The 13,509-nt window shown below is 68.5% G+C and carries 14 protein-coding genes; 8 read left to right on the plus strand and 6 right to left on the minus strand.

What is annotated here, in order from left to right; genetic code table 11:
- Window positions 1–92 precede the first annotated feature (92 nt).
- The 3 genes from ccrA to mce form a co-directional block, all read right to left on the minus strand.
- A complete protein-coding gene (gene ccrA, locus DIZ26_RS09910; protein WP_112239610.1) occupies window positions 93–1,424 on the minus strand; it encodes a crotonyl-CoA carboxylase/reductase in 1,332 nt (443 codons plus the stop codon).
- A gap of 167 nt (window positions 1,425–1,591) precedes the next feature.
- Entirely contained in the window at window positions 1,592–2,503 is a 912-nt protein-coding gene (locus tag DIZ26_RS09915) for an anti-sigma factor RsbA family regulatory protein (RefSeq protein ID WP_112239612.1), read from the minus strand.
- Between the two features lie 56 nt (window positions 2,504–2,559).
- On the minus strand, window positions 2,560–2,991 hold the full coding sequence (gene mce, locus DIZ26_RS09920; RefSeq protein WP_112239614.1) for a methylmalonyl-CoA epimerase: 432 nt from the start codon (window positions 2,989–2,991) through the stop codon (window positions 2,560–2,562).
- Window positions 2,992–3,084: 93 nt separating this feature from the next.
- Here mce and DIZ26_RS09925 point away from each other — a divergent pair, with 93 nt between their 5' ends.
- The 5 genes from DIZ26_RS09925 (at window position 3,085) to DIZ26_RS09940 (ending at window position 7,165) form a co-directional block, all read left to right on the plus strand.
- On the plus strand, window positions 3,085–4,299 hold the full coding sequence (locus DIZ26_RS09925; protein ID WP_112239616.1) for an acetyl-CoA C-acetyltransferase: 1,215 nt from the start codon (window positions 3,085–3,087) through the stop codon (window positions 4,297–4,299).
- A gap of 12 nt (window positions 4,300–4,311) precedes the next feature.
- Window positions 4,312–5,268: a methylmalonyl Co-A mutase-associated GTPase MeaB gene (gene meaB / locus DIZ26_RS09930; RefSeq protein WP_112239618.1), complete on the plus strand. Its 957-nt coding sequence runs from the start codon at window positions 4,312–4,314 to the stop codon at window positions 5,266–5,268.
- Window positions 5,269–5,509: 241 nt separating this feature from the next.
- Complete coding sequence (locus tag DIZ26_RS37810) at window positions 5,510–5,668, plus strand: hypothetical protein (RefSeq protein WP_166678885.1); 159 nt, start codon at window positions 5,510–5,512, stop codon at window positions 5,666–5,668.
- Window positions 5,669–5,777: 109 nt separating this feature from the next.
- Entirely contained in the window at window positions 5,778–6,503 is a 726-nt protein-coding gene (locus tag DIZ26_RS09935; RefSeq protein WP_112239620.1) for a PH domain-containing protein, read from the plus strand.
- Between the two features lie 86 nt (window positions 6,504–6,589).
- Window positions 6,590–7,165, plus strand: coding sequence for a dienelactone hydrolase family protein (locus tag DIZ26_RS09940; RefSeq protein ID WP_112239622.1), 576 nt, complete (start codon window positions 6,590–6,592; stop codon window positions 7,163–7,165).
- Between the two features lie 3 nt (window positions 7,166–7,168).
- On the opposite strand, the gene DIZ26_RS09945 is transcribed toward DIZ26_RS09940, so the two are convergent.
- Together DIZ26_RS09945 and DIZ26_RS09950 are read right to left on the minus strand one after the other, a co-directional pair.
- The gene (locus DIZ26_RS09945; protein WP_112239624.1) at window positions 7,169–7,915 is read right to left on the minus strand and encodes a maleylpyruvate isomerase family mycothiol-dependent enzyme; all 747 of its coding nucleotides are present in this window, start codon (window positions 7,913–7,915) and stop codon (window positions 7,169–7,171) included.
- 35 nt (window positions 7,916–7,950) lie between these two features.
- The gene (locus DIZ26_RS09950) at window positions 7,951–8,454 is read right to left on the minus strand and encodes a MarR family winged helix-turn-helix transcriptional regulator (protein ID WP_112239626.1); all 504 of its coding nucleotides are present in this window, start codon (window positions 8,452–8,454) and stop codon (window positions 7,951–7,953) included.
- Between the two features lie 107 nt (window positions 8,455–8,561).
- On the opposite strand from DIZ26_RS09950, the gene DIZ26_RS09955 reads away from it, so the two are divergent.
- Genes DIZ26_RS09955 through DIZ26_RS09965 form a run of 3 tightly spaced genes read left to right on the plus strand, consistent with a single transcriptional unit; the run spans window position 8,562 to window position 12,970 of the window.
- Window positions 8,562–10,235, plus strand: a complete 1,674-nt coding sequence (locus tag DIZ26_RS09955; protein WP_112239628.1) for an acyl-CoA mutase large subunit family protein — start codon at window positions 8,562–8,564, stop codon at window positions 10,233–10,235.
- Complete coding sequence (locus DIZ26_RS09960; RefSeq protein WP_112239630.1) at window positions 10,156–11,988, plus strand: NAD-binding protein; 1,833 nt, start codon at window positions 10,156–10,158, stop codon at window positions 11,986–11,988. Before DIZ26_RS09955 ends, DIZ26_RS09960 begins: the two co-directional genes overlap by 80 nt.
- 37 nt (window positions 11,989–12,025) lie before the next feature.
- The gene (locus tag DIZ26_RS09965; protein ID WP_112239632.1) at window positions 12,026–12,970 is read left to right on the plus strand and encodes a tetratricopeptide repeat protein; all 945 of its coding nucleotides are present in this window, start codon (window positions 12,026–12,028) and stop codon (window positions 12,968–12,970) included.
- On the opposite strand, the gene DIZ26_RS09970 is transcribed toward DIZ26_RS09965, so the two are convergent.
- Window positions 12,967–13,416, minus strand: a complete 450-nt coding sequence (locus DIZ26_RS09970; protein ID WP_198676019.1) for a MarR family winged helix-turn-helix transcriptional regulator — start codon at window positions 13,414–13,416, stop codon at window positions 12,967–12,969. The two genes, DIZ26_RS09965 and DIZ26_RS09970, sit on opposite strands and share 4 nt — an antisense overlap.
- Window positions 13,417–13,509: the final 93 nt, after the last annotated feature.

Below are 13,509 nucleotides of genomic sequence, written 5' to 3' on the forward strand. Positions count from 1 at the left end.
GGCACCTCACCTTCATCGCTGGGTGCCCGGGTGCGGCGCGTGGCTGGGCAGCGGGGCGGGGCTGTCCAGGTGTGCTGTCGGGTTGGTGCGGGTCAGCGGTTGCGGAAGCGGTTGATCTTTTCCAGGTGCTGGGCGCGGAGGTCGGGGTTGGTGACGCCGAGGCCTTCGGTGGGGGCGAGGGTGAGGACGCCGACCTTGCCCTGGTGGAGGTTGCGGTGGACGTCGTACGCCGCCTGGCCGGTCTCCTCCAGCGGGTAGACCTTCGAAACCGTCGGGTGGACCATGCCCTTCGCGATCAGCCGGTTGGCCTCCCAGGCCTCGCGGTAGTTGGCGAAGTGCGAGCCGATGATCCGCTTCAGGTTCATCCACAGGTACCGGTTGTCGTACTCGTGCATGAACCCGGTCGTCGAGGCACACGTCACGATCGTCCCGCCCTTGCGCGCGACGAACACCGACGCTCCGAACGTGTCCCGCCCCGGGTGCTCGAAGACGATGTCCGGATCGTCCCCACCGGTCAGCTCACGGATCTTCGCACCCAGCCGCTTCCACTCCTTCGGATCCTGCGTCTGCTCATCCGACCAGAACTTGTACCCCTCGGCCGACCGGTCGATGATCAGCTCGGCCCCCATCGCCCGGCAGATCTCCGCCTTCTCCGGCGACGACACCACGCAGACCGGGATCGCCCCGCCGTTCAGCGCGAACTGCGTCGCGTACGAACCGAGACCACCCGACGCGCCCCAGACCAGCACGACGTCGCCCTGCTTCATGTTCGCGCCGTTCGCCGACACCAACTGCCGGTACGCCGTGGAGTTCACCAGGCCGGGCGAGGCAGCCTCTTCCCAGGTGAGGTGGGCCGGCTTCGGCATCAACTGGTTCGACTTCACCAGCGCGAGTTCGGCCAGGCCGCCGAAGTTGGTCTCGAAGCCCCAGATCCGCTGCTCCGAATCCATCATCGTGTCGTTGTGCCCATCGGGCGATTCCAGCTCGACCGACAGGCAGTGGGCGACCACCTCGTCGCCCGGTTTCCACGCGTTCACGCCCGGCCCGGTCCGCAGTACGACGCCGGACAGGTCGGAGCCGACCACGTGGTACGGCAGGTCGTGGCGGGCGGTCAGCGGCGACAACTTCCCGTACCGCTTGAGGAAACTGAACGTCGAGACCGGCTCGAAGATCGACGTCCAGACCGTGTTGTAGTTGATCGCACTGGCCATCACCGCGATCAGCGCCTCGCCCGGACCGAGCTCCGGCGTCGGTACGTCGTCCAGGTGCAGGCTCTTGCGCGGATCCTTCTCGCGACTGTCCATCCCGTCGAACATGGTCGCCTCGTCGGCGTGCACGGTGATGCCGCGATAGTGCTCGGGCACCGGGATTTCGCCGAGGGCTGCGTTCTCGCCGGCCAGGATCGCGTCGAGGATCTGCTTCACGTCGTACCTCCGAATAGGTGGGGCGTGTGAGCGGAATCTACCGACGAGTATGCCCGCGCTGCAGCGGTCTGTGACCTAGTTCGCAGCCGTTGAGACGACCGTCACTTTCTCAGTCCAGTGCGTTTGGTGGTCTTATCGAGCGACTGGCTTTCGATGTCAGCGCCGGGTCAGTCCAGCCGGGTGTGCAGGCGCACCTGGGTGAAGCCGGCGCCGGAGCGGATCTGGACCAGGTCGCAGAGCTGGTTCGCGAGCCAGACGCCGCGGCCGCCGAGGCTGTCGACCGGCGGCAGCACCCGACCGACCAGCAGGTCGTCGATCCGCCCGCGGTCGGCCACCTCCAGCACCAGCGCGCCGTCCTCGGACCACATCCACAACGTCCCCCGCCCGCCGCCGAAGCGGATGCTGTTCGTACAGATCTCGTGCAGGGCCAGCGCGACGTCGTCGATCCGCGAACCGGGCAGACCCCGCAACCGCGCACGCCCGGTGAACCAGCGCCGTACGTCGGCCAGCTCGGCGAGCCCGAAGTCGAGCCTTTCCGCGTACTCCGGTACGCCGGGCAGCGGGGTTCGGAAAGCCCGCTCGGTGGCCGACCGATCGAAGCAACCCGCGTGTGTCTCGGCAACCGCCGGGGTCGCCATCGACGCGTCGTACGGGCAGAGCAGTTGGAACGGGCCGTCGTTCTCGAACGCGAGGTTCAGCAGTGCCTCGTGCAGTGTCGCCTCGGCGAACTCGGCCGCGGTCCGGCCCGGATAGGCGGGTTCGCCGATGCCACGCACCGGCCGGCCCGGGTGCTGGTCGAGCAGATTGCGCCACAGTGGGATGATCCGCGCCGGGTTGCGGCCCGCCGTGGTGATGTCGAGGAAGGTCACCTGGTCCGCGGCGGAGCCCAGAGCCGAGCGCAGCTTGGTGATCCCGGCAGGCGGCAGTGCCGCGAGCACGGCCTCGCCACCGGCCACGCCGTCGCGGACGAAGGCCGAGGTCTGCTGGACGAACTCGTCGTCGTCGCGATAGACGAAAGCGTCGTGCAGAAACCCGTCCGGGGCACCGTGCAGGGATCTCGTAGCGCTGTCGATCAGCACTCCAACAGACTAGTCCCGTACCGGCGGGTCGGCCTCGTGACAGCGCCCGGCAGATCTCAGGCGGGCTCGACCAGCTCGACCAGGACGCCGCCGGCCGAGCGCGGGTGGATGAAGTTGACCCGCGAGTTGGCCGTCCCGCGCCGCGGTTCGTCGTACAGGAGTTCGGCGCCGCGCTCGCGCAAAGTGGCGGAGACCTGGTCGAGGTCGCGGACCCGGTACGCGAGCTGCTGGATCCCGGGGCCGCGCCGGCTGAGGAACTTGGCGATCGGGGAGTCGTCGGACAGTGGCGCCAGCAACTGGATCGACGAACCGGACCCGCCGACCGACAGCATCGCCTCGCGGACCCCTTGGTCTTCGTTGATCTCCTCGTGCGCGACCGTCATCCCGAACATCTCCGCGTAGTACCGGACGGCCTCGTCGAAGTCCGCCACGGCGATGCCGACGTGGTCGATCGCCTCGAACAGCGTCAGGGTTCCGGTGTGCTCCATGGCCACAGACTGTCCCAGTTCCGGCCTTGAATCCAAGGAGTGTGACCCGATCGACAGCGGCGTACCAGTGTCCTCGCAGGTATCGTGACAGACATGTCTGACGCCACTCGCAGCTCGCAGAACTCCAGTGTCATCGTCGCCGGCGCACGGACCCCGATCGGGCGGTTGCTGGGCGGCCTCAAAGGCTTCACCGGTGCCGACCTCGGTGGCTTCGCGATCAAGGGCGCGCTGGACAAGGCCGGCGTCGCGCCGGACCAGGTGGAGTACGTGATCATGGGCCAGGTGCTGCAGGCCGGCGCGGGCCAGATCGCGGCCCGCCAGGCGGCCGTCAAGGCCGGTATCCCGATGAACGTTCCCGCGATCACCATCAACAAGGTCTGCCTGTCCGGCCTGAACGCGATCGCGCTGGCCGACCAGCTGATCCGCGCCGGCGAGTACGACGTGGTGGTGGCCGGCGGGATGGAGTCGATGACGAACGCCCCGCACCTGCTGCCGAAGTCGCGCGAGGGCTTCAAGTACGGCGATGTGACGATGGTCGACTCGATGGCCTTCGACGGACTCTGGGACGCCTTCACCGACCAGGCGATGGGCGCGCTCACCGACCAGGCGAACAACTCGGGCCTGCAGCTGACCCGCGAGGAGCAGGACGAGTTCAGCGCCCGGTCGCACCAGCTGGCGGCGCAGAGCTGGAAGAACGGCGTGTTCGCCGACGAGGTCGTCCCGGTCGAGGTGCCGCAGCGCAAGGGCGACCCGCTGGTGATCGACAGCGACGAAGGCGTCCGGGCCGACACCTCGGTCGAGACGCTGTCGCGGCTGCGGCCGGCCTTCGGCAAGGACGGCACGATCACGGCCGGCTCGGCCTCGCAGATCTCCGACGGTGGCTGTGCCGTCGTCGTGATGAGCAAGGCGAAGGCCGAAGAGCTCGGGCTGACCTGGCTCGCCGAGATCGGCGCCCACGGTTCGGTGGCCGGTCCCGACTCGACGTTGCAGAGCCAGCCGGCGAACGCGATCGTCAAGGCCTGCTCGAAGGAAGGCATCGAGCCGGCCGCGCTCGACCTGATCGAGATCAACGAGGCGTTCGCGGCGGTCGGGATCGCCAGCGCGCGCGAGTTGAACGTCGAGCTGGACAAGGTCAATGTCAACGGCGGCGCGATCGCCCTCGGCCACCCGATCGGTATGTCCGGCGCACGACTGGTCCTGCACCTCGCGCTGGAGCTCAAGCGCCGCGGTGGCGGCACCGGCGCGGCCGCCCTGTGCGGTGGCGGCGGGCAGGGTGACGCCCTGATCGTCCGCGTGCCCAGCAGCTGACAGACTGACCTGATGCCCCGACGGACAGCCCCGGTCGCCGAACTCGTCGAACGTGCCAGGGAAGGTGATTCCCGCTCGGTCGCCCGGCTCATCTCGCTGGTCGAGGACGAGTCGCCGAAGCTCCGTGAGGTGATGGCGGCGCTCGCACCCCATGCGGGGCGAGCGCACATCATCGGCATCACGGGTTCGCCCGGGGTGGGCAAATCCACGTCCACCTCCGCGCTCGTCACGGCGTACCGGGCGACTGGGAAGCGCGTCGGCGTACTGGCTGTCGACCCGTCGTCGCCGTTCTCCGGCGGTGCGTTGCTGGGCGACCGGGTGCGGATGCAGGACCACGCCACCGACTCCGGGGTGTTCATCCGCTCGATGGCATCGCGCGGGCACCTCGGTGGCCTGGCCTGGTCGACCCCGCAGGCGTTGCGGGTGCTGGACGCGGCCGGGTTCGACGTCGTCCTGGTCGAGACGGTCGGCGTCGGGCAGTCCGAGGTGGAGATCGCCGGGATGGCCGACACGACGCTGATCCTGCTCGCGCCGGGGATGGGCGACGGCATCCAGGCGGCCAAGGCCGGCATCCTCGAGGTCGGCGACCTTTACGTTGTGAACAAGGCGGATCGCGACGGCGTGCAGAACCTCACCCGCGATCTGCGCTCGATGCTCGGGCTGGCCGAACGCCGCGAGGGCGACTGGGTCCCGCCGATCCTCAAAACCGTTGCCTCGCGCAACGAAGGGGTCGACGAGGTGGTTGCCGCGATCGAGAACCGGCTGGCCTGGATGGAAGCCAACGGTGTGCTGACCGAACGCCGCCGGGCCCGCGCCCGGGACGAGATCGAGGCGATCGCGATGACGGCCTTGCGGAATCGGTTCGCGCACCTGCACGGCGACGCGCGGCTGGACGTTCTGGCCACCAAGGTCGTGGACGGCGACACCGATCCGTACTCCGCCGCCGACGAACTCATCGCTGCGCTCTGACGACCGCCGACCGTCGTACAGTGAAACACTCGGCGACTCTGTGTCACATCCGAAAGCGGGCAACTGGGGACGGATCGTCTCAAGCGGCGCGCCGGTGGCTGCCATGCCCCCGGATCCGTTACAGAATGGATCTTGTAGCTGGTGAGCATTGTGCGGTGGGCTGTGTTCAGTCAGTGACATTTGGTGACTATCCGTGATACAACACAGTCGACCGAGTTGGTTGCGAACGAGGAGTGGTGACATGCCGAAGAAGCTGCTGATCTGGCTGGTCATCGCCTTTGCGGCGTTCTATCTGTTCACACAGCCCAGAGGCGCCGCAGATGCCGTGGGAGGTGCGTTCTCGGCCGTCGGCGATGCGTTCGGGAGCGTGATCGTCTTCCTGTCCGCGCTGTTCAACTGATCCTTCGCTTCCAGGTGTCCCGTGACGAGCATTCGTGCGGGACACTTGGCTGTGATGGGTTCGGTGAGGGCCGCGCGGCCGACAGCGGGGTGGACAGGGGAGTGAGTGGATGGCCGGAATAGGCCTTTTCAGGATCTTCGATCCGAAGGTCCGGCGCCATCTGATCTCGGACGAGGGCGAGGTCGTCATCGACGAGGTGCGGCACCACTGGGTGGTGTTCGCCGTGCCGATGCTCGAGGTCGTCCTGGCCACCGCACTGCTGGTGGCGATGCTGTGGCTGCCGCTGAAGGGCGCCGGCGTCCTGCTGGTGCTCGTCCTGGTGCTGCTGTCGCATTCGTTCTGGCGTTTCCTCACCGAGCACCGGGACCGGTTCGTCGTCACGAACATGCGGGTGATGCGGATCCGCGGCGTCTTCTCCCAGACCGTCGCGACCACCCCGATCGCCCGGATCCTCGACATCACCCTGCAGAAGCCGATCGTCGGGCGGATGTTCGGCTACGGCCACTTCGTCTTCGAGTCCGCCGCGCAGGACCAGGGTTTCCGCGAGATCAAGTACGTCAGCCGGCCCGACGACCGTGACCTGACCATCCAGCGCGTCATCCAGCGCACCGGCCTGCGCGCGTCGGCCAGTGTGGACGTCGTCCAGGGCGACGACGACGACACCGACGACGACGGTACGGGCCCGATCGGGATGGACTCCGCCCAGGACGTCATCACCACGACCAAGGCGGTTCCCGCGCCCGCCCACCAGCACACCCGGGTGGCCGGCAACGCGTCCAAGTCGATCTTCAACTCCGAACGCGGGAACTGGACCGACGACCTCGACCGGGACTGACTCGGACTACTGCCGCTATTGATCGACTTCGGCGGAACGTACTAAAGTCATGGATCATTCGAGTTCACGACCAGCGGAAGGTCACCATGGCTGAGGTCCTGTTGTTCCACCATGCACTCGGGCTCACTCCCGGCGTCACCGTGTTCGCCGACCGGCTGCGGGCGGCCGGGCACACCGTCCACACGCCTGATCTGTTCGAGGGACGCACGTTCGCGACTCTCGAGGAAGGCGTCAAGCACGCCCAGGAGATCGGCTTCGGCGAGGTCATGGAGCGCGGCGTCCGCGAGGCGGAGAAGCTGCCCGCCGAGCTGGTGTACGCCGGTTTCTCGCTCGGTGTCGTCGCGGCGCAGAGGCTGGCCCAGACGCGTCCCGGTGCCAAGGGTGCACTCCTGTACTACTCGTGCGTGCCGGTGGAGGAGTTCAGTCCCACCTGGCCGAAGGGTGTGCCGGTCCAGATCCACGGCGCCGACGCCGACCCGTTCTTCGTCGACGAGGGCGACATCGACGCGGCCCGCGCCCTGGTCGCCGCGACCGACGACGCGGAGTTGTTCACCTATCCCGGCGACCAGCACTACTTCGCCGACAGCACCTTGGCGTCGTACGACGAGGCCGCGACCGAACTCCTCATCAGCCGCAGCCTCGACCTGCTCAAGAAGGTCTGAGGCTCAGGTCAGCGTCTCGGCCAGCCGCGCCCGGAACTCCTGTACGGCGGCGTCGTCGCCGGCCGCCTGCTCCAGATCCAGTTCGCCCCGGCCCCAGAGCCACAAGTAGAGCTCGTTGGCGTCGCCGAAGACCTCCGCATCGACGGAGCCTTCGGCGCCCTGAGTGACGATCGCGCTGGTCGCGTCGAGGCGGATCGTCCAGGACCGGCCTTCGGTGGTGATCCGAATGGTCGCGTCCACCGGGTGCTTGGTGTCGCCTTCCTCCCACCAAGGGCCGCCGAGCATCAGCGTGAGGACTTCGTCGATGCCGTCGACCGCCAGCTCGTTGTCGATCGGCGCGACGACGTCGTGGGCCTGCTCGACGTCGATGCGGTGCACCGCGGTCTCCAGTGCCATCCGGCGATACCAGAACGCCGACGTCTTGTCGGTCGGCGAGAACGTCCAGGTCTCCTGCCCGGTCCCGGCCGCTTCGAGCGCAGGCACGAGCTTCGCGTAGGCGTCGTCGAACACCTCGAGCGCATCGCGGTCGCCGAACTCCGGCGGCCAGGGATCCGGCAGCGCGTTGAGGCGCAGGATCTCGACCTTGTGCAGGTAGACGGTGGCCAAGTGCAGTACGACGTCCTCGACCGTCCAGTCGGGGCAGTTCGGCACCTTGGCGGGGAGCCCGAGTCGGGCGACTTCGGCGAAGCGGGCCGAATCGGACTGCAGGCAGGCGAGGTAGAACGCGGCACGCTCGGGCGATGTAGACATGCCGCAGAGCATGGCAGAACCGACGGACAGCTTCCTCAGCTGAAGTCGCCGGCGGAGTGCCGCAGTGGTTCCAGGACGGTCCAGAGCATCTTCAGTTGCTCGTCGGTCAGGCCGTGGAGAGCGAAGTCGGCGGCGACGAGATCGGCCGTGGCTGCCTCGACGAGTTCGCGGCCGGCGGTCGTGATCTCGCACAGCACCGCGCGGCCGTCGTCCGGGTGCGGGGTCCGGGTGACCAGGCCCGCGGCTTCGAGGCGGCGGACGATCGAGGTGACCGAGGTCGGGTGCACCTGGAGCCGTTCGCCCATCTTGCCCAGTGGCAACGAGCCGCGCCGGGAGAACGTGAGCAGCACGAGCGCCTCGAAGCGGGCGAAGGTCAGGCCGTGGTTCTTCAGGATGTCGTCGAGTTCGCCGATCACGATCTGCTGGGCGCGCATCAGCGACGTGACGGCCCGCATCTGCTCGACGGCTCCCCAGCGCCGGCCCCACTGCCGTGACGCCTCGTCGATCGGATCGAACGGCAGCGGTTTCTTCCTGGCCATGCCCGGAAGGTTAACGGTCCACCGGCGGTCGACGAGGGAAGGCCGCGAAGTGGTATTTAGTAGGACGTCCTAGTAGTTTGGGGGTGAGCAACCCAGGGAGGTCGTTGATGGACGCCGAGCAGATCGCCGACGGACGGAACCGATGGCAGCAGCGGTACGACGCGTCGCGCCGCCGGGAGGCGGATTTCACCACGTTGTCCGGCACCGAGGTGGAGCCGGTCTACGGCCCGCCGGAGGGCTACGACGACCCCCGGATGGAGCGGATCGGCTGGCCGGGGGAGTTCCCGTTCACCCGCGGGCTCTATCCGACCGGCTATCGCGGCCGGACCTGGACGATCCGCCAGTTCGCCGGCTTCGGCAACGCGGAGGACACCAACGCGCGGTACAAGATGATTCTCAACTCCGGGGGCGGTGGGCTGTCGGTCGCGTTCGACATGCCCACGCTGATGGGGCGTGACTCCGACGACCCGAAGTCGCTCGGCGAGGTCGGCCACTGCGGGGTGGCGATCGACTCGGCGGCCGACATGGACCGGCTGTTCAAGGACATCCCGCTGCAGGACGTCACCACGTCGATGACGATCTCCGGCCCCGCGGTACCGGCCTTCGTGATGTACCTCGTCGCGGCCGAGCGCCAGGGCGCCGACATCACCAAGCTCAACGGCACCTTGCAGACCGACATCTTCAAGGAGTACATCGCCCAGAAGGAATGGCTGTTCCCGCCGGAGCCGCACCTGCGGCTGATCGGTGACCTGATGGAGTACTGCGCCGCCAACATCCCGGCGTACAAGCCGCTCAGCGTCTCCGGCTACCACATCCGCGAGGCCGGCTCGACGGCCGCGCAGGAGCTCGCCTACACGCTCGCCGACGGCTTCGGGTACGTCGAACTCGGGCTCAGCCGCGGGCTCGACATCGACACCTTCGCGCCCGGTCTGTCGTTCTTCTTCGACAGCCACCTGGACTTCTTCGAGGAGATCGCCAAGTTCCGCGCGAGCCGCCGGATCTGGGCCCGCTGGCTGCGCGACGTCTACGGCGCCAAGACCGACAAGGCCCAGTGGCTGCGGTTCCACACCCAGACCGCAGGCGTCTCGCTGACCGCCCAGCAGCCCACGCTCAACGTGGTCCGTACTGCGGTCGAGGCGCTCGCCGCGGTCCTCGGCGGCACCAACTCCCTGCACACCAACGCACTCGACGAGACGCTGGCGCTGCCGACCGACCAGTCGGCCGAGATCGCGCTGCGCACCCAGTCGGTGCTGATGGAGGAGATCGGCGTCACCAACGTCGCCGACCCGCTCGGCGGTTCGTGGTACGTCGAGGCGCTGACCGACAAGATCGAGGCCGAGGCCGAGGAGATCTTTGCCCGGATCAAGGAGATGAGCCCGGACGGCACGATGACCGGCGGCATCCTGCGCGGGATCGAGGACGGCTGGTTCATGGCCGAGATCGCCGACGCCGCCTTCGAGTACCAGCAGAAGCTCGAGAAGGGCGAGAAGAAGATCGTCGGGGTGAACACCCAGACCGACACAGTGTCCGGCCAGCTGGAGATCCTCCGGGTCAGCCACGAGGTGGAGATCGAGCAGTGCCGGGTGCTCGCGGCACGCAAGGCGCAACGCGACGAGGACCTGGTACGTCGTACGCTGTCGGCGCTGGTCGAGGCATCCCGTGGGACCGGCAGTCTGATCGAGCCGATGCTGGAGGCTGCGCGTGCCGAGGCCACGATGGGGGAGATCTGTCACGTTCTTCGGCTCGAATGGGGCGAGTACCGAGAGCCCGCCCGCTTCTGAGGCCGAACAGACAGAGCCCGCCGCCCAGAGCCGGCGTCGCGGCAAGACCCAGACGCGCACGGCCACGCCGACGCCGGACAGTCGCGGCGTGGTCGTCTGCGGCTCCGACCGGACCATGCTCCGGGTGGTCACCGAGCTGGTCGGCTCGGGCGAGCACGTCACCGCGGTGGTCAATCCGGCGTCGCGGCACTTCGAGCGGATCGGTGAGCTCGGCGCGCAGGTGATGGGTGTGCGGGTGGTCAGCGAGTCCGTACTGCGGCGCGCTGGCATCGATGCCGCAGACGGCAAGCCGTCGACCGCGCGCGCCCTGGTGCTGCTGGACGCCGACGACGTCCACAACGTGCACACCGCGTTGACGGCTCGCGACATGGATCCGGACCTGAAGATCGTCATCCAGATGGTCAATCCGCGGCTCGGTGGTCAGCTGCACAACCTGCTCGGCGACTGCGTGGTCATCGCCGGACCCTCGCTGGCGGCACCGGCGTTCGTCGCCGACGCGCTGGAGGACGACGAGCTGACCTGGTTCGAGGTCGGCGGCCGCCGGCTCGTGGCCGGTCCGGCCGCGCTCATCCGGACACCGCACCTGACTGTGCTTGCCGACACCAGTTCGTCCGCGACACCTGAGCTGCTGCCCGCGGTGAGTCCGGACCCGGCCGGTGACATCGTGGTTGGGACCGGGCTGCGCAAGGTGCTGCGGACCAGGGACGTCCGCCGGGCCGGCTGGCTGATGGCGACCCGGGACGTGATGGATCGCCGGGTCCGGGTCATCGGGGCTGTGATGGCCGGGCTGATCCTGACCGGTACGGCGCTGACGCACTGGATCGCCCACGTCGAATGGCTCCGGGCGCTCTATCTGGCCGCCGGTGCGGTGACGTCGGCCGGGATCGAGGACAACACCTTCTCGGACGCCAAGCCGTGGGCCAAGGTCGCCGCGGTCGTCGTCCAGCTCACCGGGATCGTGTTGATGGCACTGCTGACCGCGGTGATCGTCGACTCGTTGATCGGCGCCCGGCTGTCCCGGGTGATCGGCGGCGTCCGTGGCCGGCCACGCAATCACGTGGTGGTCTGCGGACTAGGCACGGTCGGGGCCCGGGTGCTGGAGATCCTGGTCGAACGAGGCGTGGCCGTGGTCGGCGTGGAGCACGACGACGACGCCCCCGGCGTACAGACTGCTCATCGATTGCGGATCCCGGTGGTGATCGGGGACAGCAGCAACGAGGAGACGTTGCGGTCGGCCGGGGTCCAGCGAGCCCAGGCGGTGCTCGCGATCACCAACGGCGACATCACCAATCTCGAGTCCGCGATGGTGGTCCGCGAGTTGAACCCCGATGCGCGGATCACGATGCGGATGTTCGACCACGACCTGGCCCAGCGGGTCGAGCGGCAGTTGGGGCTCGGGCACAGCCGGTCGGTGTCGATGCTGGTCGCACCGGCCATCGCGGCGGCAGTGGCGAACAGGCGCAGTCAGGCGACGATTCCGGCCGGCCGCCGGGTCCTGCTGCTGACTGAGGTCACGGTCGAGCGAGACTCGGTGGCGGTCGGCAAGCGCCTCGGTGAGCTGGACGAGGCCGGCGGGTTGCGAGTGCTGGCGAGGCAGGACGGCAACGGCTGGGACTGGGAGCCCGCGTTCGACCGGCCCCTCGCGCCAGGCACCCGGCTGGCGGTCGCGGGCACCCGGAGCGGCCTCGCTCGGCTGCTGCTGGCCACCCGCGCTCCACACCGTTCGGGGCCGTCGGGGAGGATGGACCCATGACCGTACGTACCGACCGACTGCCGACCGGAGGCCACCGGTGAGCCAGCCGAACTTCTCCCGTCCCGGGGCGATCGACCTGTCGTCCCTGCGCAAGCCCGCCGCACCACGACCCGGTGCCGCAACACCCGGAGCCCCGGCGGCTCCCGGTGGCGCCGCGACCGGTGGTGCGTACGTGCTGAACGTGACCGAGCCGACCTTCCAGGCCGACGTGATCGAGCGCTCGATCCAGGTGCCGGTGATCGTCGAGTTCCACTCGCCGCGCTCGGAGGCGTCGCTCGCGCTCAGCCCGATCCTGGTCAAACTGTCCACCGAGTACGCCGGCAAGTTCCTGCTGACCCGGATCGACATCGACGCGAACCCGCAACTGGCGCAGGCGGTCGGCGTGCAGACCGTGCCGCTGGTGATCGCCGTACTGCGTGGGCAGGTGGTCCCGCTCTTCCAGGGTGCCGTCGGTGAGCCGGAGGCACGTCAGTACGTCGACCAGTTGCTCACGGTGGCCGTTGCCAACGGCATCACCGGCCGCACGGACCCGGTCGGCCCGGCCGGTGCGGAAGAGGCGGCCGAGCCCGAGCCGGACCCGCGGTACGAGGCGGCCGAGAACGCTCTGGCCGCGGGCGACCTGGACGGCGCGATCACGGCGTACGAGGTGTTGCTCAAGGAGACGCCGAACGACGCGGAGGCCAAGGCAGGGCTGGCCCGGGTCCAGTTGGTGAAGCGGACCCGCGACGTGCCGGCCGAGGTGCGGATTAGGGCTGCCGACAACCCGACCGACATCGAGGCGCAGCAGTTGGTCGCCGATGTCGATCTGATGGGCGGGCACGTGGAAGACGCCTTCGCCCGGCTGATCAAGACGATCCAGCTGACCGCGGGCGACGAGCGCGACGCCGTCCGCAAGCATCTGCTCGAGCTCTTCGAGGTGGTCGGCGCCGACGACGAGCGCGTCGTCAAGGCCCGCCGCCGGCTGATGGCAGCGCTGTTCTAAGAGGTCTTCAGGATCGGATCGTTCGTGAGGGACTCCGACACCCGCGCCAGCAGAGTGCGCAGGGTGTCGAGTTCCTCCGCGGTGAACGCGGCCGCCAGACGGCGTTCTACTCCGGCGGCCCGCTCGTCGGCCTGGTCGAGGGCCTTCCGGCCGGTCGGCGTCGTGCGGGTTTCGATGACGTGCCGATGCAGTGGGTGCGGCGTGCGCTCGATCAGCGCGGCCGACTCCAGGTTGCGCAGGATCGTGGTCATCGTCTGAGGTGTCACCAGGCAACGCCGGGCCAGCTCGGCGGCTGAGATGCCCGGTTGCTCGTCCAAGACGAAGAGCGCCGCGTACTGCGGAACGGTCAGCCCGGCAGGCTTCACGGCGGCCGCCTTCGCGGTGGTGAGTTCCTGCTCGACCCGCTTGAGGTGGCTGCCCAGGCGCTCCTCGAATGACATCCGCATGTCCCTATCGTACGAACGTAGCTATCTGTATATGCATTGACAGCCATCAGAGCTCTGATTAGTCTCCGTGCTCGTATCCAATCGAGGGAGGCA

The organism is Kribbella monticola (genome assembly GCF_003261635.1).
GTDB lineage: Bacteria > Actinomycetota > Actinomycetes > Propionibacteriales > Kribbellaceae > Kribbella > Kribbella monticola.